At 60.3% G+C, this 26,681-nt stretch carries 25 protein-coding genes; 17 read left to right on the forward strand and 8 right to left on the reverse strand.

Going from position 1 to position 26,681, the window contains the following annotated elements:
- Positions 1 to 6: 6 nt before the first annotated feature.
- Positions 7 to 1,053, reverse strand: a complete 1,047-nt coding sequence (locus D8779_RS10025) for a threonine aldolase family protein (RefSeq protein WP_090244111.1) — start codon at positions 1,051 to 1,053, stop codon at positions 7 to 9.
- A 360-nt stretch (positions 1,054 to 1,413) separates the two neighbouring features.
- Between D8779_RS10025 and glyA the strand changes: the two genes are divergently transcribed.
- The 13 genes from glyA (at position 1,414) to D8779_RS10090 (ending at position 17,669) form a co-directional block, all read left to right on the forward strand.
- Positions 1,414 to 2,667, forward strand: a complete 1,254-nt coding sequence (gene glyA, locus D8779_RS10030; protein ID WP_136664261.1) for a serine hydroxymethyltransferase — start codon at positions 1,414 to 1,416, stop codon at positions 2,665 to 2,667.
- 149 nt (positions 2,668 to 2,816) lie between these two features.
- Positions 2,817 to 4,067, forward strand: a complete 1,251-nt coding sequence (locus D8779_RS10035) for a sarcosine oxidase subunit beta family protein (protein WP_090244107.1) — start codon at positions 2,817 to 2,819, stop codon at positions 4,065 to 4,067.
- A 53-nt stretch (positions 4,068 to 4,120) separates the two neighbouring features.
- The gene (locus D8779_RS10040; RefSeq protein WP_090244105.1) at positions 4,121 to 4,447 is read left to right on the forward strand and encodes a sarcosine oxidase subunit delta; all 327 of its coding nucleotides are present in this window, start codon (positions 4,121 to 4,123) and stop codon (positions 4,445 to 4,447) included.
- Positions 4,444 to 7,461 carry a sarcosine oxidase subunit alpha gene (locus tag D8779_RS10045; protein WP_136664262.1) on the forward strand — a complete coding sequence of 1,006 codons (3,018 nt, stop codon included), beginning with the start codon at positions 4,444 to 4,446 and terminating at the stop codon, positions 7,459 to 7,461. The genes D8779_RS10040 and D8779_RS10045 overlap by 4 nt, the downstream gene beginning before the upstream one ends.
- Entirely contained in the window at positions 7,454 to 8,086 is a 633-nt protein-coding gene (locus D8779_RS10050; protein ID WP_136664263.1) for a sarcosine oxidase subunit gamma, read from the forward strand. Before D8779_RS10045 ends, D8779_RS10050 begins: the two co-directional genes overlap by 8 nt.
- Before the next feature lie 104 nt (positions 8,087 to 8,190).
- Positions 8,191 to 9,054, forward strand: coding sequence for a formyltetrahydrofolate deformylase (gene purU / locus D8779_RS10055; RefSeq protein WP_136664264.1), 864 nt, complete (start codon positions 8,191 to 8,193; stop codon positions 9,052 to 9,054).
- A gap of 194 nt (positions 9,055 to 9,248) precedes the next feature.
- On the forward strand, positions 9,249 to 10,448 hold the full coding sequence (fdhA, locus tag D8779_RS10060; protein WP_136664265.1) for a formaldehyde dehydrogenase, glutathione-independent: 1,200 nt from the start codon (positions 9,249 to 9,251) through the stop codon (positions 10,446 to 10,448).
- A 263-nt stretch (positions 10,449 to 10,711) separates the two neighbouring features.
- On the forward strand, positions 10,712 to 11,938 hold the full coding sequence (locus D8779_RS10065; protein ID WP_136664266.1) for a cyclic di-GMP phosphodiesterase: 1,227 nt from the start codon (positions 10,712 to 10,714) through the stop codon (positions 11,936 to 11,938).
- A 177-nt stretch (positions 11,939 to 12,115) separates the two neighbouring features.
- On the forward strand, positions 12,116 to 14,146 hold the full coding sequence (locus D8779_RS21225; protein ID WP_136664267.1) for a methyl-accepting chemotaxis protein: 2,031 nt from the start codon (positions 12,116 to 12,118) through the stop codon (positions 14,144 to 14,146).
- A 348-nt stretch (positions 14,147 to 14,494) separates the two neighbouring features.
- Positions 14,495 to 15,181, forward strand: coding sequence for a two-component system response regulator CreB (gene creB / locus D8779_RS10075; RefSeq protein ID WP_136664268.1), 687 nt, complete (start codon positions 14,495 to 14,497; stop codon positions 15,179 to 15,181).
- Positions 15,181 to 16,614 (forward strand): two-component system sensor histidine kinase CreC, encoded by a 1,434-nt coding sequence (gene creC / locus D8779_RS10080; protein ID WP_136664269.1) that lies wholly within the window; start codon positions 15,181 to 15,183, stop codon positions 16,612 to 16,614. Before creB ends, creC begins: the two co-directional genes overlap by 1 nt.
- Positions 16,615 to 16,760: 146 nt before the next feature.
- A complete protein-coding gene (locus tag D8779_RS10085) occupies positions 16,761 to 17,195 on the forward strand; it encodes a CBS domain-containing protein (RefSeq protein ID WP_136664270.1) in 435 nt (144 codons plus the stop codon).
- Between the two features lie 27 nt (positions 17,196 to 17,222).
- Entirely contained in the window at positions 17,223 to 17,669 is a 447-nt protein-coding gene (locus D8779_RS10090; protein ID WP_136664271.1) for a GNAT family N-acetyltransferase, read from the forward strand.
- Here D8779_RS10090 and D8779_RS10095 read toward each other — a convergent pair.
- Positions 17,666 to 18,172 carry a DinB family protein gene (locus D8779_RS10095; protein ID WP_136664272.1) on the reverse strand — a complete coding sequence of 169 codons (507 nt, stop codon included), beginning with the start codon at positions 18,170 to 18,172 and terminating at the stop codon, positions 17,666 to 17,668. The genes D8779_RS10090 and D8779_RS10095 overlap by 4 nt on opposite strands.
- Before the next feature lie 129 nt (positions 18,173 to 18,301).
- Between D8779_RS10095 and D8779_RS10100 the strand changes: the two genes are divergently transcribed.
- On the forward strand, positions 18,302 to 18,454 hold the full coding sequence (locus D8779_RS10100) for a DUF3096 domain-containing protein (protein ID WP_136664273.1): 153 nt from the start codon (positions 18,302 to 18,304) through the stop codon (positions 18,452 to 18,454).
- Between the two features lie 59 nt (positions 18,455 to 18,513).
- Here D8779_RS10100 and D8779_RS10105 read toward each other — a convergent pair whose 3' ends face one another.
- From D8779_RS10105 to gbpA, 6 genes are all read right to left on the reverse strand, one after another.
- Positions 18,514 to 18,843 carry a DUF2834 domain-containing protein gene (locus D8779_RS10105; RefSeq protein WP_136664274.1) on the reverse strand — a complete coding sequence of 110 codons (330 nt, stop codon included), beginning with the start codon at positions 18,841 to 18,843 and terminating at the stop codon, positions 18,514 to 18,516.
- A gap of 45 nt (positions 18,844 to 18,888) precedes the next feature.
- Positions 18,889 to 19,728, reverse strand: a complete 840-nt coding sequence (locus D8779_RS10110) for an alpha/beta fold hydrolase (protein ID WP_136664275.1) — start codon at positions 19,726 to 19,728, stop codon at positions 18,889 to 18,891.
- A 73-nt stretch (positions 19,729 to 19,801) separates the two neighbouring features.
- Entirely contained in the window at positions 19,802 to 20,272 is a 471-nt protein-coding gene (locus D8779_RS10115; RefSeq protein WP_136664276.1) for an OsmC family protein, read from the reverse strand.
- A gap of 43 nt (positions 20,273 to 20,315) precedes the next feature.
- Entirely contained in the window at positions 20,316 to 20,756 is a 441-nt protein-coding gene (locus tag D8779_RS10120) for a DUF2628 domain-containing protein (protein ID WP_136664277.1), read from the reverse strand.
- Between the two features lie 187 nt (positions 20,757 to 20,943).
- Positions 20,944 to 22,506, reverse strand: coding sequence for a S8 family serine peptidase (locus tag D8779_RS10125; protein ID WP_136664278.1), 1,563 nt, complete (start codon positions 22,504 to 22,506; stop codon positions 20,944 to 20,946).
- Positions 22,507 to 22,898: 392 nt separating this feature from the next.
- A complete protein-coding gene (gene gbpA, locus D8779_RS10130) occupies positions 22,899 to 24,320 on the reverse strand; it encodes an N-acetylglucosamine-binding protein GbpA (RefSeq protein ID WP_136664279.1) in 1,422 nt (473 codons plus the stop codon).
- Positions 24,321 to 24,562: 242 nt separating this feature from the next.
- On the opposite strand from gbpA, the gene creD reads away from it, so the two are divergent.
- From creD to D8779_RS20805, 3 genes are all read left to right on the forward strand, one after another.
- Positions 24,563 to 25,921, forward strand: a complete 1,359-nt coding sequence (gene creD, locus D8779_RS10135; RefSeq protein ID WP_136664280.1) for a cell envelope integrity protein CreD — start codon at positions 24,563 to 24,565, stop codon at positions 25,919 to 25,921.
- A gap of 56 nt (positions 25,922 to 25,977) precedes the next feature.
- Complete coding sequence (locus D8779_RS10140; protein ID WP_240789704.1) at positions 25,978 to 26,283, forward strand: hypothetical protein; 306 nt, start codon at positions 25,978 to 25,980, stop codon at positions 26,281 to 26,283.
- A 144-nt stretch (positions 26,284 to 26,427) separates the two neighbouring features.
- A complete protein-coding gene (locus tag D8779_RS20805; protein ID WP_240789705.1) occupies positions 26,428 to 26,673 on the forward strand; it encodes a hypothetical protein in 246 nt (81 codons plus the stop codon).
- Positions 26,674 to 26,681: the final 8 nt, after the last annotated feature.

A 26,681-nucleotide genomic window follows, 5' to 3' on the forward strand; every position in this document is an offset into this window, starting at 1 on the left:
CAGCGGCTAGTGCGTGCTTGCCATGGCCTTACGAATATCCGCTGCCAGCTGGCGCACGCGCGCTTCATCGGTGTCCCACGAGCACATAAAGCGTGCGCCGCCGGCGCCGATAAAGGTGTAGAAACGCCAGCCCTGGCCACGCAGGATTTCCAGCGCCGGCTCCGACATCTGCAGGAACACGCCGTTGGCCTCGACCGGGAACATCAGGTTGACCCCGGGAATATCGCTGACTAAGCCTGCAAGCAAGTGCGCGCAGTGGTTGGCGTGCTGGGCATATTTTAGCCACACATCGTTCTGCAAGATGCCGACCCAGGGTGCCGACAGGTAGCGCATCTTCGAGGCCAGCTGACCGGCCTGCTTGCAGCGGTAGTCGAAGTCCTCGGCAAGGTCCTTGTTAAAAAACAGGATCGCTTCACCGACTGCCATGCCGTTCTTGGTGCCGCCAAAACACAGCACATCGACACCGGCTTTCCAGGTCAGCTCGGCTGGGCTGCAGCCGAGAAAGGCGCAAGCGTTGGAAAAGCGCGCGCCGTCCATGTGCAGGTGCAGGCCCAGTTCGCGGCATACCGCGCTGATCGCGCGGACCTCATCGGGCGTGTAGGCGGTGCCGACCTCAGTGGCTTGGGTGATGGTGACCACGCGGGGTTTCGGGAAGTGGATGTCCTGGCGTTTGAGGGCCAGTTCGCGGATCGCTTCGGGGGTCAGTTTGCCGTTCTCGGTCTTGGCCAACAGTAGTTTGGAGCCGTTGGAGAAGAACTCCGGCGCGCCACATTCGTCGGTTTCGACGTGGGCGGTCTCCGAGCAGATCACGCTGTGGTAGCTCTGGCACAGCGCGGCAAGCGCCAGGGAGTTGGCCGCCGTGCCATTGAAGGCGAAAAACACCTCGCAATCGGTTTCAAACAGCCGGCGGAAATGATCGGCGGCGCGTGCCGTCCACTCGTCGTCGCCGTAGGCGCGCTGGTGCCCTTGGTTGGCCTCTGCCATTGCTGCCCAGGCCTCAGGACAGATGCCGGAGTAGTTGTCGCTGGCGAACTGTTGCGAGAGATCGGGCATGTGGCGCTCCTTGTTTAGAACCGACGGATTGAGCTGTTTGGGATGCTTTTACTCTACCCGCAGTCACCTGAGTTTACAGATGCCTGGGCGACATCCTCGGCCGTACAGGCGAACCCATTGGCCGGGTAGCCAGAGCGGTTATGCAATTGCGACCTCGGCATGTCGCAAACGCAATCTCCCGTGGCGTGCATAGGCATCTGACCGATCAGGGCGAGTCATACCATCGGCTCCACAAGGGTTGAACAGGCCGTTGAAAACCTAGGCGATGTCGCCGTATCGGCAACCTAGATAGTTTTTCAATGACCTGTTGCCCGCTTCCGACACCGATGCGCCGTACCAAGGCGCCGCAGGAGATCAGCGATGTTCAGCAAGAATGACCAGATTCAAGGCTATGACGACGAACTGCTCAGCGCCATCAACGCCGAGGAAAGCCGTCAGGAGCACCACATTGAGCTGATCGCCTCGGAAAACTACACCAGCCAGCGGGTGATGGAGGCCCAGGGCAGTGGCCTGACCAACAAGTACGCCGAAGGTTATCCGGGCAAGCGTTACTACGGCGGTTGCGAGCACGTTGATGTGGTTGAGCAGCTGGCCATCGACCGGGCCAAGCAATTGTTCGGTGCCGACTTCGCCAACGTCCAGCCGCACTCGGGCTCGTCCGCCAACAGCGCGGTGTACCTGGCGCTGATCAATGCCGGCGATACCATCTTGGGCATGAGCTTGGCTCACGGTGGTCACCTCACCCACGGCGCCAAGGTGTCGTCCTCGGGCAAGCTCTACAATGCCGTGCAGTACGGCATCGACACCGCTACCGGGCTGATCGATTACGACGAGGTCGAGCGCCTGGCTGTCGAGTGCCTGCCGAAGATGATTGTGGCCGGGTTCTCCGCCTACTCGAAAACCCTGGATTTTCCGCGTTTTCGCGCCATCGCCGACAAGGTCGGGGCGCTGCTGTTTGTCGACATGGCCCACGTTGCCGGTCTGGTGGCGGCTGGTCTGTACCCCAACCCGATTCCGTTCGCCGATGTGGTCACTACCACCACTCACAAGACCCTGCGCGGCCCACGTGGCGGGTTGATTCTGGCCAAGGCCAACCCGGAGATCGAGAAGAAGCTCAACTCGGCGGTATTCCCCGGTGCTCAGGGCGGCCCGTTGATGCACGTGATCGCCGCCAAAGCGGTGTGCTTCAAAGAGGCCATGGAGCCAGGCTTCAAAACCTATCAGCAGCAGGTGATTAACAACGCCCAGGCCATGGCCAAGGTGTTTATCGAACGCGGCTATGACGTGGTCTCCGGCGGCACCGACAACCACCTGTTCCTGGTCAGCCTGATTCGTCAGGGCCTGACCGGTAAAGATGCCGACGCCGCCCTGGGCCGCGCCGGTATCACCGTCAACAAAAACGCCGTGCCGAATGACCCGCAATCGCCGTTCGTTACCTCCGGGCTGCGCATCGGCACACCGGCGATCACCACGCGCGGTTTCAAGGAAGCACAGAGCATCGAGCTGGCCGGTTGGATCTGCAACATCCTCGACCACCTCGGCGATGCCGATGTGGAAGCTCAGGTGGCGGCGCTGGCGGCAGGGCTGTGCGCCGATTACCCGGTTTATCGGTGACTCGTAGGGTGGAAGGCGCTGTTTCCTTCCACCGCGTATCGGTGGATCGGTAAAGCGTGACCCACCCTACGGGCTTCCACTGCGTACCGGTGGATCGATAAAGCGCGACTCGCCCTACGGCTTGAACTACCCAGATTTAGGAGCATCCCATGCAACGTTATTCCGGCTTCGGCCTGTTCAAGCACGCGTTCAGCCACCATGAGAATTGGCAGCGGATGTGGCGCAACCCAACGCCCAAGCCGGTGTACGACGTGGTCATAGTCGGCGGCGGCGGGCATGGTTTGGCCACGGCCTATTACCTGGCCAAAGAATTTGGCGTGAAGAACGTCGCGGTGATCGAGAAGGGTTGGCTGGGCGGCGGTAATACTGCGCGCAACACCACCATCGTGCGTTCCAACTACCTGTGGGATGAGTCGGCGCATTTGTATGAGCACGCGATGAAGCTGTGGGAAGGCCTGTCGCAGGACATCAACTACAACGTCATGTTTTCCCAGCGTGGCGTGTTCAACCTCGGCCACACCCTGCAGGACATGCGCGACATCGAACGGCGGGTCAGCGCCAACCGCCTCAACGGCATCGACGGCGAGGTGCTGAATGCCAAGCAGGTCGAGGAGCTGGTGCCGTACATGGATTGCAGCAAGAACACCCGTTACCCAGTGATGGGCGCCTCCCTGCAGCGCCGCGGCGGCGTCGCCCGCCACGATGCGGTGGCCTGGGGCTATGCCCGCGCCGCCGATGCATTGGGTGTCGACTTGATCCAGCAAACCGAAGTGATCGGTTTTCGCAAAGAAAACGGTGTGTGCATCGGCGTAGAAACCAACAAGGGCTTTATCGGCGGTAAGCGCGTCGGCGTGGTGGCGGCGGGTAACTCCGGGCACCTGGCCGGTTTAGCGGGCTTTCGCCTGCCGTTGGAATCGCACCCGTTGCAGGCGCTGGTGTCCGAGCCGATCAAACCGATTATCGACAGCGTGATCATGTCCAACGCCGTGCACGGCTATATCAGTCAGTCGGACAAGGGCGACCTGGTGATTGGTGCCGGCATCGATGGCTACAACGGTTATGGCCAGCGCGGCTCTTACCCGACTATCGAACACACCCTGCAGGCCATCGTCGAGCTGTTCCCGGTGCTCTCGCGGGTGCGCATGAACCGCCAGTGGGGCGGCATCGTCGACACCACGCCGGACGCCTGCCCGATCATCGCCAAGACCCCGGTGCCGAACCTGTTCTTCAACTGTGGTTGGGGCACCGGCGGCTTCAAAGCGACGCCGGGTTCTGGTCACGTGTTCGCTGCCAGCCTGGCTAAAGGCGAGATGCACCCGCTGGCCAAGCCGTTCTCCATTGAGCGCTTCCACAATGGCGCGCTGATCGATGAACACGGCGCCGCCGGGGTTGCGCACTGATTTTGCCGCCTCTCCCATGGGAGAGGACCTGAGGTTTTCTGGAGGTACCGATCATGCTGCATATTTTCTGCCCACATTGCGGCGAGCTGCGTTCCGAAGAGGAATTCCACGCCAAGGGCCAGGCACACATTCCGCGTCCACTGGACCCGGCCGCCTGCACCGATGCCGAGTGGGGCGATTACCTGTTTTTTCGCGATAACCCGCGTGGCATTCACCACGAACTGTGGGTACATGCCGCCGGTTGCCGCCAGTACTTCAACGCCACCCGTCATACGGTGACTTATGAAATTCTCGAAACCTACAAGATCGGCGAAAAGCCCAGCGTCACTGCCGCTGGTGGCGCCGCGAAGCAGGCCATCGACCAAGGAGTAACGGCATGAGCCAGGTCAATCGTCTTGCCACAGGTGGCCGCATCGACCGCAGCCAGCCATTGAATTTCAGCTTCAACGGGCAGAGCTACCAAGGCTTTGTCGGTGACACCCTGGCCGCCGCCTTGCTGGCTAACGGTGTAGACATCGTCGGCCGTAGCTTTAAATATTCTCGGCCGCGCGGCATCGTTGCGGCTGGCAGCGAGGAGCCGAATGCGGTGCTGCAGATTGGTAGCACTGAAGCGGCGCAGATCCCCAACGTGCGTGCCACTCAGCAGGCGTTGTATGCCGGCCTGGTTGCCAGCAGCACCAACGGTTGGCCGAGTGTGAACACCGACCTGATGGGTATTCTTGGAAAGGTCGGCGGCAAGGTGATGCCGCCGGGCTTTTACTACAAAACCTTTATGTACCCGCAGAACCTCTGGCTGACCTACGAAAAGTACATCCGTAAGGCCGCAGGTCTTGGCCGTGCGCCGAAAGCCGCTGACCCGGACAGCTACGACTACATGAACCAGCATTGTGACGTGCTGATCGTCGGCGGTGGTGCCGCAGGTTTGGCTGCGGCCTTGGTCGCCGGGCGCAGCGGCGCGCGAGTGATCCTAGCCGATGAGCAGGAAGAGTTCGGCGGCAGCCTGCTCAGCACCCGCGAAACCCTCGACGGCAAACCCGCCAGCGAGTGGGTGACCAAGGTGCTTGCCGAGTTGGCAAGCATGCCTGAAGTCACCCTGCTGCCACGGGCCACGGTGCATGGTTACCACGACCACAACTTCCTCACTATTCATCAGCGCCTGACTGATCACCTCGGTGAGATCGCGCCCATGGGCATGTTGCGCCAGCGCATGCACCGGGTGCGTGCCAAGCGTGTGGTGCTGGCCACCGGTGCGCATGAGCGGCCGCTGGTGTACGCCAACAACGACGTGCCGGGCAATATGCTCGCCGATGCTGTATCGACCTATGTACGTCGTTATGGCGTAGCACCGGGCAAGCAACTGGTGCTGTCGACCAACAATGATTACGCCTACCGTGTGGTGCTCGACTGGCTCGACGCTGGTTTGCAGGTGGTGGCAGTTGCTGATGCGCGCAGCAACCCACGCGGCAGCTGGGTGGAAGAGGCGCGCAAGCGTGGCGTGCGCATCCTCACCGGCAGTGCCGTGGTGGAAGCGGCGGGCAGCAAGCGGGTGACGGCGGCGCGTATCTGCGCCATCGATGTGCAGAGCCACAAGGTGACCAGCCCCGGTGAAGTGCTTGATTGCGACCTGATTGTCAGCTCCGGTGGCTACAGCCCGGTGGTGCACCTGGCCTCACACCTGGGCGGCAAGCCGACCTGGCGTGAAGACATCCTCGCCTTCGTGCCGGGTGACGGTTTGCAGAAGCGCTTCTGCGCCGGCGCGGTCAATGGTGTATTCGGCCTGGGTGATGCCCTGGCTGATGGCGTCGAGGCCGGCGTATCGGCTGCTGCCGAGGCTGGTTATAAAGCCGTTTCGGCCAGCTTGCCGCAGGTCGTTGTGCACTTGGAAGAGCCGACGCAGGCGTTGTTCCAGGTACCCCACGACAAGCCCACGGCGCGTGCGCCTAAGCAATTTGTCGACCTGCAGAACGATGTCACCGCCGCCGGTATCGAGCTGGCGACGCGTGAAGGTTTCGAGTCGGTCGAACACGTTAAACGCTACACCGCACTGGGTTTCGGCACCGACCAGGGCAAACTGGGCAACATCAACGGCTTGGCCATCGCCGCGCGCTCGCTGGGCATCAGCATTGCGCAAATGGGCACCACCATGTTCCGCCCCAACTACACCCCGGTGACCTTCGGCGCAGTGGCCGGCCGGCATTGCGGTGAATTGTTTGAAGCCAAGCGCTACACCGCCATGCAGAGCTGGCATCTGCAAAACGGCGCCGAGTTCGAGGATGTCGGCCAGTGGAAGCGCCCGTGGTATTTCCCCAAGGGCGGTGAAGACCTGCATGCTGCCGTAGCCCGTGAGTGCCTGGCAGTACGCAACGCGGTGGGCATTCTCGATGCCTCGACACTGGGCAAAATCGATATCCAAGGCCCGGATGCCCGCGAGTTCCTCAACCGCGTGTACAGCAATGCCTGGACCAAGCTGGATGTAGGCAAGGCGCGCTACGGCCTGATGTGCAAAGAAGACGGCATGGTCTTCGACGACGGCGTCACCGCCTGCCTGGCCGACAATCACTTCCTGATGACCACCACCACCGGCGGCGCCGCACGGGTGATGGAGTGGCTGGAGATTTACCACCAGACCGAGTGGCCGGAGCTCAAGGTGTACTTCACCTCGGTTACCGATCACTGGGCGACTATGACCCTGTCCGGGCCGAACAGCCGCAAGCTGCTGGCCGAGGTCACCGATATCGACCTGGACAAGGACGCCTTCCCCTTTATGACCTGGAAGGAAGGCCAGGTTGGCGGTGTGCCGGCGCGGGTGTTCCGCATCTCCTTCACCGGTGAGCTGAGTTATGAAGTCAACGTGCAGGCCGACTATGCCCTGGGCGTGTGGGAAAAGATCATCGAGGCCGGCAAGAAGCATGGCCTGACGCCTTACGGTACCGAGACCATGCACGTGCTGCGGGCCGAGAAGGGTTTCATCATCGTTGGTCAGGACACTGACGGTTCAGTCACCCCGGACGATCTCAATATGGGCTGGTGTGTCGGTCGCACTAAACCGTTCTCCTGGATCGGCTGGCGCGGCATGAACCGCGAGGACTGCACGCGTGAAGAGCGCAAGCAGTTGGTGGGGCTCAAGCCCATCGACCCGAGCAAGGTGCTGCCGGAAGGCGCGCAGCTGGTACGTGACCCCAAGCAGCCGATCCCGATGGATATGGTCGGCCACGTCACCTCCAGCTACGCCAGCGCGGCGTTGAAACACTCCATCGCCATGGCCTTGGTTAAAGGCGGTCTTAAACGCATCGGTGAGCGAGTGTTCGCACCCTTGGTGGATGGCAGCGTGATTGAAGCCGAAATCGTCAGCTCCGTGTTCTATGACCCGAAAGGGGATCGCCAGAATGTCTAATTCAATCAATGTTTATCAGCAACGCCCTGCGGCTGCCCATGCGGAGTCGCCACTGTTCCACGCCGAGCTCGATCAGTTAGTGGGCAAGGGGCCGGCCAAGGCTGGGGTCACCCTGCGTGAGAAGAAGCTGCTCGGTCACCTGACCCTGCGCGGCGACGCCAAGGACAGCGCCTTTGCCGGCGCCGTGCATCAGGCATTAGGCCTGGAACTGCCGTCGGCACTGATGCTGGTGGCGGCTGGTGAGGCCTCATTGCAATGGCTGGGCCCCGATGAGTGGTTGCTGGTCGTGCCAAGCGGCACCGAGTTTGCCGTCGAGCAAAAGCTGCGGGCCGCGCTGGATGGCCAGCACATCTCGATCGTCAATGTCAGCGGCGGGCAGACCTTGCTGGAGCTTACCGGGCCGAAGGTGCGCGACGTGCTGATGAAGTCCAGCAGCTATGACGTGCATCCCAGCAACTTTCCGGTGGGTAAGGCCGTGGGCACGGTGTTCGCCAAGTCGCAGCTGGTGATCCGCCATACCGGCGAAGACACCTGGGAATTAGTGGTGCGCCGCAGCTTCGCGGATTACGTCTGGTTGTGGCTGCAAGACGCCAGCGCCGAGTACGGCTTGGCGATCAAGGCCTGACGGCAACAAACATCCTGTGGGAGGGGCTTTAGCCGCGACTGCTTTTCGCGGCTAAAGCGGAATGCCGCCCAGCCTCTCCCACGAGTTCCACCGAGGGCCCGACCATGAGCCGCACCCCTGATACCTGGATTCTGACTGCCCACTGCCCTAGCGTGCTCGGCACGGTGGATGCGGTGACGCGCTTTCTCTTCGAGCAGCGCTGTTACGTGACTGAGCATCACTCGTTTGATGATCGCCTGTCCTCGCTGTTTTTTATTCGCGTCGAGTTTCGCCAACCGGACGATTTTGATGAGCAGGCCTTTCGCGCCGGCCTCGATGAGCGCCTGACCAGCTTTGGCATGCAGGTCGAGCTGACCCCGCCCGGCTACCGGGCCAAGGTGGTGCTGATGGTCAGCAAGGCCGACCATTGCCTGAATGATCTGCTCTATCGCCAGCGCATTGGCCACTTGGGCATGGAGGTGGTGGCGGTGGTGTCCAATCACCCGGACCTGGAACCGCTGGCGCGCTGGCACGACATTCCCTACTACCACTTCCCGCTCGACCCCAATGACAAGCCGGCGCAGGAGCGCAAGGTGCTGCAGGTGATCGAGGACAGCGGTGCCGAACTGGTGGTACTCGCCCGCTATATGCAGGTGTTGTCGCCCGAGCTGTGCCGCAAGCTGGATGGCTGGGCGATCAATATTCACCACTCGCTGCTGCCCGGTTTCAAGGGCGCCAAGCCCTACCATCAGGCTTATGAAAAGGGCGTCAAACTGGTGGGCGCCACCGCGCACTACATCAACAACGACCTCGACGAGGGGCCGATCATCGCCCAAGGCGTGGAGTCGGTGGATCACGCGCATTACCCCGAAGACCTGATTGCCAAGGGCCGTGATATCGAGTGCCAAACCCTGGCCAAGGCCATTGGTTACCACCTTGAACGGCGGGTGTTCCTCAACGCCAGCCGCACGGTGGTGCTGCACGCATGATCCGTAGGATGGGTTGAGCGCAGCGATACCCATCAACCCGATCCGGTGTGTAAACGCAGCCGGATTACAACCGGAGAGGCAGTACCGCTCTGCCCTTGGCGGTCTCTCCCGCGCAACAGACTTAAACGCTCCAGTACGAGGCCGCGTGGCCGTTGGCTGCGCCTTTGTACCCACAACAACAAAGGAGAACACCTATGTCTGGTAATCGTGGCGTCGTCTACCTCGGCGCTGGCAAGGTCGAAGTGCAGAAAATCGACTATCCAAAAATGCAGGACCCGCGCGGCAAGAAGATCGAGCACGCGGTCATCCTCAAAGTGGTATCCACCAATATCTGTGGCTCCGACCAGCACATGGTGCGCGGCCGTACCACGGCGCAAACCGGTCTGGTGCTGGGCCACGAGATCACCGGTGAGGTGATCGAGAAAGGCAGCGACGTCGAGAACCTGAAAATCGGCGACCTGGTGTCGGTGCCGTTCAACGTGGCGTGCGGCCGTTGCCGCAGCTGTAAAGAGCAACACACCGGCGTGTGCCTGTCGGTCAACCCCGCGCGCCCGGGCGGTGCCTACGGTTACGTCGACATGGGTGACTGGACCGGTGGCCAGGCCGAATACGCCATGGTGCCGTACGCCGATTTCAACCTGCTGAAACTGCCAGACCGCGAGCGGGCCATGGAGAAAATCCTCGACCTGACCTGTCTGTCCGACATTCTGCCCACTGGTTACCACGGTGCCGTAACGGCTGGCGTCGGGCCGGGCAGCACCGTTTATATCGCCGGTGCGGGTCCGGTTGGCCTGGCCGCTGCCGCTTCGGCACGCTTGCTGGGTGCAGCGGTGGTGATCGTCGGTGACGTTAATCCGGTGCGCCTGGTGCATGCTAAATCCCAGGGTTTCGAGATTGCCGATCTGTCGCTGGATACGCCGCTGCACGAGCAGATTGCCGCACTACTGGGTGAGCCGGAAGTGGACTGTGCGATCGACGCGGTGGGCTTTGAGGCTCGCGGCCATGGTCACGAAGGCGTGCAGCACGAAGCACCCGCCACCGTGCTCAACTCGTTGATGGGTGTGGTGCGGGTCGCCGGCAAAATTGGTATCCCCGGCCTTTACGTCACTGAAGATCCAGGCGCAGTCGATGCCGCGGCGAAGAAGGGCGCGCTGAGCATTCGTTTCGGCCTCGGCTGGGCCAAGTCGCACAGCTTCCATACCGGTCAGACGCCGGTGATGAAGTACAACCGCCAGCTGATGCAGGCGATCATGTGGGACCGTATCAACATCGCTGAAGTGGTCGGTGTGCAGGTCATCAGCCTGGACGACGCACCGCGTGGTTACGGTGAGTTCGATGCCGGCGTGCCGAAGAAATTCGTCATCGACCCGCACAAGATGTTCAGCGCCTCCTGATAGGTTGATAAACCTTCGCGGTTAAAGCCCCCCTAGGAGGCTTTAACCGCGACACGCGCGTTCTCCCGTATAGCGCTGCCGCGCCGCAGCGCTTTGGCAATGGCGACTCCAGCACCACAAGCAGTCGCGCGCAGGCGCTCAGTTGATCAGTGGGGGTGATGTCCTATTGCCATTTTTCGTGGTCGTTCCAACCACCTGTGCCCAAGTGATCGGCTACGCTGGTGAGTAACCGAACAGTTATTGCCCTCGCCCAGGTGCGTTAAATGCTGAAGTGCATCGCTGTGGCCGACGTGCGTGTCGGTATGTATATCCATGAGTTTTGTGGTTCATGGATGGACCATCCCTTCTGGAAGTCCAAGTTTCTGCTGGAATCCGAGAAAGATCTGTTGCGGATCAAGGCCAGCAGCATCAGTGAGCTGTGGATCGATATCAGTAAAGGGCTGGATGTTGAAGTCGGGGCTGCAAGTGCCAGCGCCGAAGAGGTGGCGGCACAAACCAACGCCAAGTTGATGGCTGTTGTGCAGAACCCGCCGGTGATTCGATCGGTGTCGATGGACGATGAACTGCAGCGTGCAGTTAAGCTCTGCGCCAATGCCAAAGCGGCAGTAATCAGCATGTTTAGCGATGCGCGCATGGGCCAGGCATTGCAGTTCGAACAGGCCGGTGAGTTGGTTGAAGAAATTTCCGACTCGGTTATGCGGCACCCCAATGCGCTGATCAGCCTGGCGCGGCTGAAAAATGCCGATGAATACACCTATATGCATTCGGTGGCTGTATGTGCGCTGATGATTGCGCTGGCGCGTCAGCTTGGTCTTGAGGATGTGCAGGTGCGTGAGGCTGGGCTCGCCGGCTTGTTGCATGACATCGGCAAAATGGCCATTTCCAATGACATATTGAACAAGCCTGATAAGTTGACCGACCGCGAGTTTGCGACGATGCGTAGCCACCCTATGGCGGGTTCGCACATGCTGATTGAGAGCAAGCAGGTGAGTGCGTTGGTATTGGATGTGTGCCTGCATCACCACGAAAAGATGGATGGCAGTGGTTATCCGCATCGCCTGGCTGGCGAGCAAATCAGCCTGTATGCGCGCATGGGCGCGGTGTGTGATGTCTACGACGCGATTACTTCCGACCGGGCCTATAGAAAAGGCTGGGACCCAGCTGAGTCGATCCGCAAAATGGCTGAGTGGAAAGGCCATTTCGACCCCGTGGTATTCCAGGCCTTTGTCAAAACCGTGGGTATTTACCCAGTGGGCTCACTGGTGCGTTTGGAAAGCGGGCGCATCGGTGTGGTCATGGAGCAGCAGACCAAATCCTTGCTGATGCCGAAGGTCAAGGTGTTCTTCTCGGCCAAATCGAAAGCGCCGATCGAGCAGGAAGTGATCGACCTGAGCAAGTTGGTCGGGCGCGACAAGATCGTCAGTCGCGAGTCCGCCGAGGCGTGGGGCTTTCGCCATGTTGACGAGCTCTGGAGCGGCCTATCGGGCTAAGTGCGTGAGCAGAGGTCAGTGGTGCTTTGCGGGTACCTCTGTGACGGACTGTTGCGCATCCTCATCTATGCTCCTATTCATGGATATCGGCAGGCGCGTTGCTTGGGCGTGCTTCTTGCTTGAAGTTTTGCTTTGGCGTGCCCTTGAAGTTGGCGCGCTCCACAGGTTGAGGTAGGTATGACTGGAGTACTCAAACCGGGTGTGCGATTGCTGGAGCGTTTTAGCTTCGCGCGCAAGTTTCAGCTGGTGTTTGTTCTGTTTGCGTTGCCGCTAGGGTTTTCGCTGTGGGTGATCGGCAGCAATTACCTTGAACGGCTCAACGCGATCGACCATGAGCTGGAAGGCATCAATGCCTTGCAGGGCATGGCCGGCGTGCAGCAGGAGTTGATTGAACAGCGCACGCTGTTATCGCGTTGGAAAGGCACTGAGAAAGCCGCCGAAGCGCTGTTGCGTGAACGCGCCAGTGGTCTTGAACCCGCCCTGCAAGCACTGGAACAGCCGCTTAAATCCAAGTTGCTCAGCAATCAGGCCCGCCAACATTTACAGGGGCTTAGCGCGGCACAGGCTGAATTGAGTATCGATGTGTTGGGTAAGTTAGCCCTGCCCGATGCCCTCGAACGTTACCAAAAGAACCTGCTTAGCCTGCTCGCCCTGCGTGAGCAGGTGGCTACCGACAGTGGTCTGATCCTCGATCCTCAGCTCGACACCTACCTGATGATGGAGCAATTGACTTACACCCTGCCGCGCTTGCTCGAACAGCTGGGCAGCTTTGCCAGCCAAGGCTATGGCGCGGTGGTGTCGGAGCATTTCACTCTGCAGAGCAGGGTGCTGATTCGCGATCTACGGCGCAGTCTGGATGAGTCGCGTAGCCAGCTACTTAAGGCTCAGTCCACGCTCAAGTTAGAGGCACCGCGTGCGATGCGTCAGCTACAAGGGCCTTACGATGAAGCATTGCAGGGTTACGAAGCCTTCCTCTCGGGTATCGACCGCGACATGTTCGACGCCAGCCCGATGACGTTGACGCCGGAGCAGTTCGTGCAGCGTAGCGATGCTCTACAGGGCCAGTTACTCGGCTTGCAGACGGCGTTGTACCAGCAGTTTGTCGCGAGCCTCGGCGAGTACCGACAGAAAGCGCTGGTCGCGATGGTCGAAGTGATCGGTGTGTTCAGCCTGCTAACCCTGCTGGCGCTGTATGTCTTGTTCTGCCTCAATGCTTCAATCCGTCGTAGCACAGCCGGGATCATCCAGGCCGCCGAAGGCTTGCGTGATGGTGACCTGCGCGTGCGCATGCAGGTGCATGGTGCGGATGATCTGGCCAGCATCGCCATGGCTCTGAATACGGCAGTTGATCAGTTGCGCGGCTCCATGCAAGGGGTCAATCAGCAGAGCCAGCAACTGGGCGGTACCGTGCAGATGCTCAATGGCGAGGCGCGTAATGCGTTGGAGTCGGTGGAGCAGCAGCAGGCGCAGATGAGCCAAATTGCCGCCGCCGCCACGCAAATGGCCGCCACCGCACAGAGCGTGGCGCAGAGCTGTGAACAGGCGGCGGTGGAAGCCAACCAAACCCGCGAGATCGCCAATCAAAGTAACCAGCGCAGCAACCGCACCAGCCAGAGCATGCGTCAGCTCAGCAGTCGTCTGGGTGACAGCGCCACCACCTTGCAACAACTACGCGTACAGACTGAGCAGATCACCCGCGTGGTGGATGTGATCAAGGGGATTGCCGAGCAAACCAACTTGCTGGCACTTAACGCTGCCATCGAAGCCGCGCGCGCGGGCGAGCAGGGTCGTGGCTTTGCGGTGGTTGCCGACGAGGTGCGTTCACTGTCGCAGCGCACGCAGAACTCCACCGCAGAAATTGCCGAAACCGTGGGCAACCTGCATCGCGTAGTGGGCCAGTCGGTCACCCAGATGGAAGAAGCCGTACGCCAGGCCGAAGGTGATGTCGGCAGTGTATTGGCCATGGGTGAGGACCTGGACGCCATTGTCGAGTCAGTGCAACTGGTGACCGATCGCTTGGCGCAAATCGCCACCGCCGCCGAGCAGCAAGCGGCCACGGCTGATGAGGTCAGCGGCAATATTCAGCAGGTCGATCAGGCCGCCAGCGCCTTGCTTGAGAGCGCACAGGCGGTGAGTCACGCCGCCGAGCAACTGCGTCAGGGCAGCCAGGTGTTGGAGCAAAACACCGCGCGCTTCAAGCTCGATTGAGGGGCTGTCTGCGATCTGCTGCGCGTCGGCCCTGCTGCGTTAAAAGCAGCTAGGTAGGGTGGGTTAGCGGCGCAAAGCACTGTGCTTGGGCGTAGCCGCCGAGGCCGAGCGCCGCGTAACCCACCGGTACGATAGCCTTGCGCTCCGTTGCGGTGGGTTACGGCGCATCCATATCCGCACAACCTTTTAGACGTAGCCCGGATGTAATCCGGGGATACCTGCTCTCGCCACCATTCCCGGATTCCATCCGGGCTACAAGAGGCTGTGCATTCGGCCTTTCGGCTTGCCCTTGACGCTGGCAGCGGCCTGCCGCAGGCTCCTCGCCGAGTTGCCACGAGCAGGACGCCCATGCCGCATATTCTGATTGTCGAAGACGAAGCCGCGATCGCCGATACGCTGATCTTTGCCCTGCAAAGTGAAGGCTTTACCACCACGTGGATGAGCCTGGCCGAGCAGGCCCTGACGGAGCAGCAACGCAACCCCGCCGACCTGCTGATTCTCGATGTTGGCCTGCCGGATATCAGCGGCTTTGAAGCCTGTAAGCGCTTACGGCGATTCTCCGAGGTGCCGGTGATTTTTCTTACCGCGCGTAGCGAGGAAATCGACCGCGTGGTGGGGTTGGAAATTGGCGCCGACGATTATGTGGTCAAGCCTTTTAGCCCGCGTGAAGTGGCGGCGCGGGTCAAGGTCATCCTCAAACGTATGGCCCCGCGCGACCTACCGGCCGCCAGTTCTACTAACGTACCGTTCCAGTTGGATGTCGACCGGGTGCAGATCCACTACCACGGCCAGCTACTGAGCCTCACACGTCATGAATTCCGTTTGCTGCAAAGCCTGCTGGCGCAACCCGAGCGGGTGTTCTCCCGCGAGCAGTTGCTCGACGGTCTGGGCGTCGCGGCTGATGTGGGTTATGAGCGCACCATCGACAGCCATATCAAAAGCCTGCGCGCCAAACTGCGCCAGGTGAGCGCTGATGCTGAGCCGATTCAGACCCATCGCGGCCTGGGGTATAGCTATTCACCGAGGCACGCCTGATGCCCTTGGGGATACGCATCTTTCTGGTGTACTTCCTGTTTGTTGGCCTGGCCGGCTGGTTCGTCCTGAGTACGGTGATGGACGAAATCCGCCCCGGCGTGCGCCAGAGCACCGAGGAAACCCTGGTCGATACTGCCAACCTGCTGGCGGAAATTTTGCGTGATGAGGTCAAGGCCGGGCGCTTGCAGCAGAGCCGTTTACCTCAGGTGTTGCAGGCTTACGGGCAGCGCCAGCCGCAGGCGCAAATCTGGGGCGTGGAGAAGACTCAGGTTAACCATCGCATCTATGTCACCGACGCCAAGGGTATGGTTTTGCTCGACTCTACGGGTGCAGCGGTGGGGCAGGACTATTCACGTTGGAACGATGTGCTGCGTACCCTGCGTGGCGAGTACGGCGCGCGATCGACCAAGGAAGACCCGAGCGATCCGGATTCCTCGGTGATGTATGTGGCCGCGCCGATTATGGACGGTGCGCAGATTATCGGCGTGGTCTCGGTGGCCAAACCCAATCGCACGCTGCAGCCTTACATTGAACGCTCCGAGCAGCGCCTGGCCTGGCTTGGCGGTGGCTTGATCGTATTGGGCTTATTGATTGGTGCATTTCTCTCCTGGTGGCTCAGTGCCGCGCTGCGCAAGCTGACCCGTTATGCCCAGGCGGTCAGCGCCGGGCAGCGTGCGGAGTTGCCCAGCGTACGTGGCGGCGAGTTGGCGCAATTGGCCGAGGCCATCGAGCGCATGCGCACCGAGCTGGAGGGCAAGGCCTATGTCGAGCGCTACGTGCACACCCTGACCCACGAGCTGAAAAGCCCGTTGGCGGCGATTCGCGGTGCGGCGGAACTGCTCGATGGTGAGATGCCAAGTGAGCAACGCCAGCGCTTCGTCGCCAATATCGAGCAGGAAAGTGAGCGCATGCAGCAGCTGATCGAGCGCCTGCTGCACCTGGCCCAGGTCGAGCAGCGTCAAGGACTGGAGGAGCAAGTGGCGGTGCCGCTACGGGCGTTGGTCGATGGCCTATTGCAGGCGCAAATGGCGCGCATCGAAGCCGCGCATTTACAGATTGAACAGCTGGTTTCACCCGAACTAAGTGCCTGCGGCGAGGCGTTTTTGCTGCGCCAGGCCGTGGCTAATCTGCTTGATAACGCCCTGGATTTTACCCCGCCCGGTGGGCTGATCCGCTTCAGTGCCGAGGTCCATGGCGGGCAGGTCGAGCTGCGCCTGTTCAACCAGGGCGAGCCGATCCCCGACTACGCGTTGGCGCGCTTGAGCGAACGTTTCTATTCTCTGCCTCGCCCCAACAATGGGCGCAAGAGCACCGGTTTGGGGCTTAATTTTGTCGAGGAAGTGATGCAACTGCACGGCGGCGAATTACGCATCGGTAATGTCACCGGCGGGGTTGAGGCGTGGTTGCGCTTGCCGCGTTTTACCGAGCGCTGACGGCGTATGTGGCACCGACCTTGCTGGCCCCGGGTGGTTGCGCTGAATCCGCACAGATGCTCTGATCGGAGCAGCGGGAGGCTTACCCACAGTCGCCCGGCGCACTATCCTCAATGTCTAATAAGAAACAGAGCAGGAGCCACTGCATGATCACAGTCGCCGAGATACTCCGCGCTAAGCCACAGGCCGCTGTTTACAGCGTCACCCCGACTACTTCGGTGCTCGATGCCATCAAGCTGATGGCCGAAAAGGGCATCGGTGCGTTGGTGGTGTTGGACAAGGGCCGCCTGGCCGGCATCGTCAGCGAGCGTGACTACGCCCGTAAAATCGTGCTGCTGGAGCGCTCGGCTTCAGATATTGCCATCAGCGAAATTATGACAGCAGATGTCCTGACCGTTGGCCTGCGTGACACCTCGCAGCACTGCATGCAGCTGATGACCGACCGCCATTTACGTCACCTGCCTGTCTTGGGCGACGGTGAGCTGATCGGTCTGTTGTCGATTGGTGACTTGGTCAAACACACCATCGCCGAACAGGCCAGCCTGATCCAACAACTGGAGCAGTACATTCGCGGCGAATAAGCCGGGACGGATAACAGGGATAGGTCGATGGATATTCGCCGCGTCGAGGCCGGTGAGCTGGATGCATTGCTTGCGTTGTATGAGCATTTACACCCTAACGATCAACCATTGCCGGAACGCCGTCAGGTTGAAACGGTGTGGCAGGCGATCATGGCCAATCCTTCTCACCGTTGTTTGGGCCTGTACCTCGATGAGCAGCTGGTGGCCAGTTGCAGCATTAACCTGGTCGCCAATCTCACGCGCGGTTGCAGGCCCTTAGCCCTGGTCGAAAACGTAGTGACCCATGCTGAGTATCGCGGGTGTGGCTACGGTCAGGCGTTGCTGGCACACGCCTTGGCCTTTGCCTGGGAACAGGGCTGCTACAAAGTCATGCTGATGACCAGCAGCCAGGATCCGGCCACGCTGCGCTTCTATGAGGCGGCGGGCTTTGATCGGCATGACAAGCAGGCATTTATCGCCAAGCCACCGCTCTAAGGTTTGCGGCGCTGCGGCTCGGTCTGATGCAGAAAGCGTGTGTAAATATCCCTTGGTGGGGCCAACTGCAGCTGCGCCATGATTCGGCCGACTGCACCTCGGTGGTAACCACCATGGGTGATGATGTGCGCGAGCATTTCTTCACGGCTCATACAGCCGGTATCGCCATCGACAAAATTGAAGTTCAAGCGCTCGGCCAGCTGTTCAGCACTTAGCCCTGCGGCATAGTCCAGATACCAACGATCAGTCTCCACTACAGCTTGGCGCAGCGCTTCCAGCGTGGGCGTTTCGGTGGTGTTGGTGGCGTTGTAGTGATGGCTAATCCCCTGCAAGTTGGCGGCAAAGATGCACTCGACCACATGGATGTGATTGAGGATGCGCAGGGCCGCGTGCAGCTCCGCTTGCTGGGTGACGGAATCAAGGCGTTGTAAATCAGTCAATAACTCTTGATTGGCCCAGGCTTTGTACTGCAGCAGTGAGGTTAATAGGTGGGCGTTGCTCATAAATGACCTTAAATACGCAGGTGAGCTAAATAGGCTGATGAACCCGCTACGGTTGTGCCCGCGTGATAGTGCTGTGCGGTTCTAGCGTGGCGCGCATACTGATATTTCAATAACTCTGAGGTGACAACTATGACCCTTGCCCTTACTCCGCTACTTTCGTTGATTGCCGGCATTTTGATTCTGATTGTGCCGCGTCTGCTTAATTACATCGTGGCGATTTATCTGATTGTGGTTGGCTTGGTCGGCATATTTGGCACCGGTAATTTCAATCTGAGTTTTTAACCGCGGCGCAGCCTCGGCTGTGTCCGGGGCTGCCGCGTGAATCAGCGGTAATGCAGCCGTTATGGCGCGCCCTGCGCCGCGTTGCGGTCTGAGTCTATGGCCTTGAGCACCAGATAGAGCAGCGGCCCCGCTGAGACAAACAGTGCGGTAAGCCCGAAAAACGCTAGCAGGTAGGTCAGTGACTTACCGCGCGCGCGACCATCTTGGTACATCCAGATGCAGGCCAGCGCCGCGAGAATATAAAGGTCGATCACCACCTGAGCGGTATCGGCGCTGGACATCAGCTGCAAGCCAAATTGCAGCAGTGATTGATCGGCTTGCAGCATCACATAGAGCGTGTAGGCGCTGAAGGCCAGCAGGGTGATCAGAGGTAGGGCGAGCTTTTTCATGGTGCCATCCTTGGGTCGTTGTAAGTCGAGGGTCGTTCTAGGGTGTTAGCTCTCGGCCGTTGGGGTTGCTGAAATGTTCAGCTGCACCGTCACCATAACGGCTTCAGCGTTCGCCAGCAGGCAAGAGTAGTGCGCTTGTTCGGGGCCACGGCTCACGACACTGGCTGTGCGCAGATGCTCCTGCAGGTAAATCGACATGGCAATGGGCGCCCAGTTATCTGCTTCGCCATGCCACAGGCTGACCGCCGCCGTGACGTTCTCCAGCTCTGCGGCCCAGGGCTCGACATAGAGGTTTACGTCGCGCGCATAGCTGCTAATCCCATGTTTGAAACACGCGCGTTGAATATCCGCCAGCCATGCCCGAGTGTCGGCCTGATGCAGGAGTTCTGGGTCTTTGCCGCCGGCACCGTTAAACAGAAGCTTCAGCAGCAGGCCTGGGCTGATTTTCGCCAGCAGCGCCTGGTACCAGGCAAAGGCCCGGAACAGCCTTGGATAATGTTGCGCCCAGAGGAAGGTATAGCGCCCCACACCCATGCCGATGCTGTTGCTGGGGATCTGCAGCGGTGCGGCAGCCGATAGCAGGTAAACCTCGGTCACCCGCTCACCCAGCAGCGCGGCGACACGTAACGCCAGACAGGCGCCGATGGAAAAGCCAAGCAGGCGAATTGGCTGGCCCGCCGCGCTATCACTGATCTGTTGCGCCAGTTGTTGCAGATAATCCGCACTGCCAAGTTCGCCCGGCAGATTGCGCTCCACCACTAGCAGTTTGATGCCGTGCGCCAAAGCGGCCTGATGCAGCATCGCCGCCTCAACCGCTGCGCCTGGCACGCCATGGAAGTAGAACAGTGGCTGCCCATCGGGACAGCCGTATGCAGTTGGGTTCACGCATCTTCTCCTACCGCCAGCCGTTATGGTTAACGCGCATCATGGTGCAGTGACCGATGTAGCCTGCGTGGTGTTACGCGGTAAAACGCGGTTCGCAGCGCACCTCGGACTTCACCGAGTTGGCGATAAAGCATTCTTCGTGCGCCTGATGATGCATCTGCTCAATCTGCTGGTGCGTCGGCACGCGCTCACCGGAGAAGCTAACGGCTGGGCGCAAGGTGATCTGGGCGATATACAGTTTGCCGAGATCGTTGGCCTGCATCAGGCCGCTGGCGTTGTCATGGTACGTATCGACGCAGAAGCGGCGTTTGGCGGCGATGGAGAGAAACCAGAGCATATGGCAGCTGGAGAGCGACGCGACAAAGGCTTCTTCGGGGTCTACCGCTGTTTCGTCTGACATCGGCAGCGGCACCACGTGGGGTGAGGATGAACCGGCGACTTCTGCGCCGCCATCGAAACGCAGCAGATGCCGGCGGCTGTAGCGATTACCCAAAAAGTCCTGCTCGCCGCGCTGCCAGATTACCTCGGCGCTATATTCGGTCATTGCTATGTTCCTTCATTCGCCTGTGATTGAGTGCCTACGCCTGCTACCACCAGCCGTTATCGTTGAGCAGCATCTTCTTGTAGTAATCGATATTGGCGCGCGCCGCGAATACCGCGCTGACGCCGTAGCCCAGGGCATTGGCAAGCTTGCCGTAGCCGACGTACTCCAGGCCGAGCCCGAGCGTGATCACCACGGCTGCGCAGGCCACAAACAGGGCCAAACCTTTCTTCCACATGCCTTTAAAGGCGTAGTAAATCGGTCCGAAGAAGAATGCCAGGAAGTTGAAGCTGAAGGCTTTGCGCCGCTCCGCTGCGGGCAGCTCCTTGAGTTTGGGCATCTTGATGCCGCCGGCATGGTGGATTGCGCTAAAGCGCTGCTTCCATTTATCTGAAACCGGCAAGGCGGCGATATGTTCGGCGCTGACCTGTGACTCCGGGTCGACGACTGCGGCTTGAGGGGTGGCGTATGGATTGCTCTGCGTCATGGCCGCTCATCCTTAATTGGCGATCAGCGGCACGCTACGCATTTCTATAAAAACTGTCCATTTGCGCGGGGCTGGTTTGCGCAGTTTTGCGATCTTTTCTGCGCCGCTTCATATGTGCTCGGTTCAGGCGTTGATAGGTTTACAGGGAGAGGTGCCCCGAGCAGTTGCCTACCCGAGGCCGAACGGTTTACTCGTAACGCCAGTAGAGGGTTACCCCGGAAAAGCTGTTGTAGCCGCGCAAACCTATATGCCAGGTGCCGGCTGCCGGGTTTTCCTGGGTGCAGGTTTCCTGATTGCCTTCGAGGTAGGGCCGGCAGGTCCATTGACTGGTGGTGGGCTGGCTGCCCAGGCGGGTGTAGAGGTCTGCATCACCCGTACCGCCGCTGATTCGTACGGTCAGACGCTGGGCGCCGCTTGGCACGACCACGTTGTAACGCAGCCAGGCATTCTGCGCACCGGCGAGGTTGGGGTAGGTCTGTTCCTCGCCATTGCCATCCCCCGTGGCATCACAGCCGCGCTGGGCGATCAGGTCACTGGCCCGTTTGGCCTTGACGATACCGTAGCCGTAATAGGGGTCGCGGCCCGGAGTGCCACGGTCTTCGGCGGTACTGTTAACCACCTTGCGGATCTGCGCAGGGGTGCACTGGCGGTGCTGACTCCACACCAGGGCATAGACCGCTGACACATGCGGTGTGGCCATGGAGGTGCCGTTGTAGTTTGCATAGTTATTGCCAGGCAGGGTGGAGCGCACGCCAACGCCGGGAGCGGCGACTTCGACCTGGTTGTTGTACTGCGAGAACGAGGCACGATTACCGCTGCTGTCGACCGCCGCGACCGATACGACTGAGTCGTAGGAGGCCGGGTAGGACAGGGTACCGTTGCCACTGTTGCCGGCCGCCGCGACGACCAACACACCATTCTGGTAGGCCGCATCCATGGCATTGCGCTCAGTTACTGACGAGCCGCCGCCGCCCAGGCTCATGCTGATCACCGTTGAGCCGGCAGCCCGGCACTGCTGGATGGCCATCACCAGATCCGAACCATAGGCCCAGTTGCCGCTGTTGTTGAACACCTTGACGATATGTAAACCGAGGTTGCCCGACGGGCTGACGCCGACCACGCCAAGGTCATTACCCCCCAGCGCAGCGATAGTGCCGGCGACGTGGGTGCCATGGCCGTTGCCATCTTCGTACCAGTTGCCACTGTTGACGTTGCCGTAACCGTCATTACCGGTGATGCCGGCTGACGGTAAATCTTGATGGCCGAGGTCGTAGCCAGAGTCGACGATGCACACCTTCATATTGGAAATGGCGTTGTCCGGTAACAGGTCGGCCTGCACCATTGGGATGCCATAGGGCACCTGTTCGGCCATCAGGTAGCGGCGTGGGTCGAGCTCGATATAGTCGACTGCCGGGTTGGCCTGCAGTTGTTTGAGTTGCGCCGGGCTCAGGTAAGCCACGCTGGCGGCCTGGCTGTCCAGGTGCATCAGCGGCTGTACCTGCGCCTGGCTGAGCAGACGCTGCGCGGCGCGGCTTTCGAACTGGCCGGCGCTTAGGGGTTGTGGCTGGTTGGCCTGGCTCATCGGCGAGGGCGTCAGCTCCTTGTATTTGATGATGTAGCGCGGTGATTGCTGATCATCGACAGCGATCTGCGCTTGGGCTGCGAAGCTGGGCTTTTCGTCGGCCTGGACGGAGGCCCAGCCTGCGCTGAGCAACAGCAGTAAGGCAGTGGTGCGTTGGAATCCTTGCATGGTGATCTCCCAATTGTGTGCCGCGTAGTGCAGCTGCCAAAAAACCTAGAAGACTGTGTTGAAAAGCCAAGGTCATTCGTCGGCTTTAAGTAAAAATATTCAATAAAATCATATATTTAAGCCAATAGTGCGCGTCCCTTTGAATGCTCGAAAAGGGGTGTGAAACGCTACGGCTTAGCACCTGCTCCTAGGCTGCCGCTACACAGGCTCGGGCTAATAGCGGTGATGTGCGCAACGCTGGCGGCTAGTGCTTACACGTCAGTACCTGGGCATACCTGTGGCTCCACAAAGGCGTACAGCAAGGCGCAGTGCATGCGCCTGTGTCGTAGGTGTGTTTCAGGGGTATAAGGTGTCCGCGCCGGCCAAACCGCTTGGCGGGCGCGGCGCTTATCTCAGTCGGCTATCCAGGCGTCTTGCCAATGGCTACCGATACCGGGCTCGAACTGGGTCGAGGCGGCTGACCATTGCATGCAATAGCCACTCTGAGGAAAGGGACGACACTGATACAGCTGTCCCGTCTTGGGTTGCAGCACCCGGGTGCCGGCCGTGTAGCTGCGCAGGCCGTCTGGGAAGGTGAAGTCGTAGCTGGCGCTGCCGTCGTCTGCGACGAACATCATATCGAAGGTCTTCTGCAGCACCTGCTCGCTGCCGACCACCTTGGCGCTGACCACCAACTGGTGATGGCCGGGCACAGGGCTCTCGACATCGATGCTCAAGGGCTGGCTGTTGTTGTCCAGTTCGGTGGCGGCAAAGCCTTTGGCATTGCCGTCGTGGTCGTAGACGTAGCTGCTGATCTGCAGCGCGCCGACGGCGGTGACGTTGAATTCAAGCCGCAGCTGACCGCCACGGATGCGATAGCTGGGCTGCAAACCATCGACCAGCAGGTCGTGGTTCGGCGCCGTGGCTTTGTCGATCTGCACCTCAATGCGCTGGATGCCACTGTCGGCGCGGGCGAACAGGCTGTTCTGACCGTATACCGGCTGGATTGCGCCGTCGCTGCCGCGTTGGCCGGCCTTGAGCTGGCTCTGTTGCTGGTTGATGCGGCTGGCCAGCAGATAGGTCCACTGGTTGCGTTGGCCCTGCTCGCTGGTTTCAACCTGCAGCCGAGTCTGCAAGTCACTGCGTTCGCCGCTGGCATCGAAGACCCGCGTCATTGCCTGGTCGCCGACTTGCAGGTCGATCGAGGGGTAGAGCATGCCTTTGGCTTGCCAGGCTGATGGATCAGGTGGTGTGCTCACATCAGCGAACATCACATCCATCACGTTGTAGAAGCTCATTGGCGTATCGCCCACTTCCCAGACCCCGAGGATCACCTGGTAGCCCTCGCGCGGCGGTACATCGCAGTTATGGGTGACCTCCTGCGGCGGCTGTTGCATGCCGCCATCGACCACGCAGAACGGTACCAGCTCGAACGCGGCACGGTTTAACGGCTGATTGGCCAGCCAGTCGGGGCGGGTGATGTAGTAGCGCCAGTTGCGTGTGGCGTGGTTGGCGGTAAAGCGCCAGGTGAAATTCGTCGGGCCTGCAGTGATTGGGCGCTTGGCCCAGCGGCTGACTGTCTGCTCATTGAGGGGGGAAAACTGTGCCAGACCGGCGCTGGCGATCTGCCCATCGGCGGGGCCGTTTTGTGGGAAGCCGGAGTAGCCTTCCACGCTTTGCGGCTCCCATTGCACGGCACCGCATTGGCTGTTTTCACCCAGCTTGCACAGATAGCCGCGTGCTTCAGGTTGTTTGATATAGCCGTGGGCGAATACGTTGCCGCTACCCAGCATCGATAGTGCGCTGGCTGCGCAAATCCATTGGCGCTTGTTCATGACTGTCCCTTTTCAGATTGGATAAATCTTGGTGAGGCCCTATACCGGTCGCCTTGTGAGCAACACGTGAATTAGTACTCTAGTGCAGGAAGCTTTGGCTTCCAGTGGAATTGACGAACGGTCGCAGCCGTTCGCACACAACTAGCCGATAGATCTCCACACACTCTCCATCTGCCCTCCATAAAGCCACCACCTGCGCTGCCCAGACTCTGCCTACCTAAACCGTATCGGAGAGTTGCACCATGAGCCGCATTCTGGGCTTCAAGCTGGGCGCTATTGCCCTGCTGATTTTGTTATTGCTGGTCCCGCTGTCGATGATCGGCGGGCTGGTGAGCGAGCGGCAGTATCAACGCGCCGAGGTGCTGCAGGACATCGCGCGCAGCTCCAGTTATCGCCAGCAACTTACCGGGCCGATTCTGGTAATGCCTTACACCAAGGTCTGGCACCAATGGAAAACCCACGCTAAGACCGGTGAGCGTTATATGGAGGAGCAACGCAGCCGGGGGCGTCTGTACTTCCTGCCGGAGCGCTTTGTGCTCAATGGCCAGGTCAGTACCGAGGAACGTGCACGCGGCATCTACAAGGCACTGCTGTACCGCAGCGACAACCAGATCAGTGGTGCCTTCAAACTGCCGGCGCGTCTGGGATTGGGTGATGAGCTGGGCCTGTATCAGTTTGATCGGCCGTTTCTCTCGGTCGGCATCAGCGACATCCGTGGTATCAGCAATGACCTGCAGCTGCGCTTCAACGGCAGCAACCTGAGTTTTGCCCCCGGCAGCGCGGAAGAGCGTTTTGGCGCTGGCGTGCATGCCCCTTTGCCAGTGTTGGATAGCCAGGGCGGGCAAACTCTGGAGTTCGCTTTCGACCTGAAACTGCAGGGCACCGAGCAGCTGAGCATCACTCCGGTAGGCCGTGATAGCCGAGTCGAGCTGACTTCCGGCTGGCCACACCCGAGCTTTGTCGGCGAATACCTGCCGAGTAGTCGTGAGGTGTCGGCCAAAGGCTTTAAGGCGCAGTGGCAGACCAGCTTCTTCGCCACCAACCTGGAAGAGGCACTGGCAGATTGTGTACGCGAAGACAGCTGCAATGCGCTGACTGCACGCAACTTCGGTGTGAGCTTTGTCGACCCGGTGGACCAGTACCTGAAGACCGAGCGTGCGATCAAATATGCGCTGCTGTTTATCGGCCTGACCTTCGCCGTGTTCTTCCTCTTTGAAGTGCTCAAACGCATGGCCGTGCACCCGGTGCAATACGCCCTGGTGGGCATGTCGCTGGCGCTGTTCTACCTGTTGCTGCTGTCGCTGTCCGAGCACCTGAGTTTTGCCCTGGCCTACGGTATTGCCGCGACCGCCTGTGTGCTGCTGATCGGCTTCTACGTCAGTTATGTGCTGCACAGCGCCCTGCGCGGCGCGGGCTTTGGCACCTTGCTGGCGCTGCTCTACGGCATGTTGTTCGGCCTGCTTGGGGCTGAGGACTATGCCCTGTTGATGGGCTCGGTGCTGGTGTTCGGCGTGCTCGCCGGGGTGATGGTGCTGACCCGCAAACTCGACTGGTACGGCGTCGGCCGCCTACCACTGGCCAGCCCAGCCAGCGACCTTTGACTAATTGCGGTGCGGGCCCAGCCTGCGCCGCTTTTTTACCTGTGCGGGAGTTGAACATGATGCGTTTACTGATGCAGTTCTCTGCTTGTTTTGCCCTGGGGCTGACGGTGGCCTTTATGGTGCTGTTGGGCCTGATGTTCTGCGGCCAGTTTGACCTGATCAAAGGCTTGCAGCTCACAGGCCAACCTCTGGCGAAGTTGAGCCTCGTGCTGCTGCCGGATGTGTTCTGGAATGACCTGACAGGCCTGGCCGATGCCACGCAGAACCGAGCGGTGCAGTCCTTCCTCAGCTTGTGCACAGCGCTTGGCCAGATTGGCCTGCTGCTGGCTTTTGGTTTCTTTCGCCTGTGGTATGCGCGGTGAGCGGGCATGTTGGGTTACGCGAAGAGTCGCGCGCCGGGCACTTACTGGCGCGGCGGATTGCCCGATTGTTCCGTGACTCCCAGCATGGGCAGTGTGCCGCGCCGGGTTTAGACTGGACGCTTGATTATCAGAAGGAGCTCAGGGATGAACCGGATAACTTTCGCCGTAGCACTGTGTGGCCTGTTGATGGTGGGTTTTGCGCAAGCTGATGACTGTCGGCCGCAGTTGCCGAAATTGCTCGATCAGGCATACCCAGGCCAGGCACAGGGCCAACAGCTGCATGACGAACGAGGCAACTTTTGGCTGAGTGCCGAGCTGAGCATCTGTAAGGTCTGGCCGGCACGCCCGCACCTGACCTTGTTAGCGGTATCGCTGATGCGTACAGAGTAGAATGGGTA

Origin of the sequence: Pseudomonas leptonychotis, from assembly GCF_004920405.1 — a bacterium.
Taxonomy (GTDB): Bacteria; Pseudomonadota; Gammaproteobacteria; order Pseudomonadales; family Pseudomonadaceae; genus Aquipseudomonas; species Aquipseudomonas leptonychotis.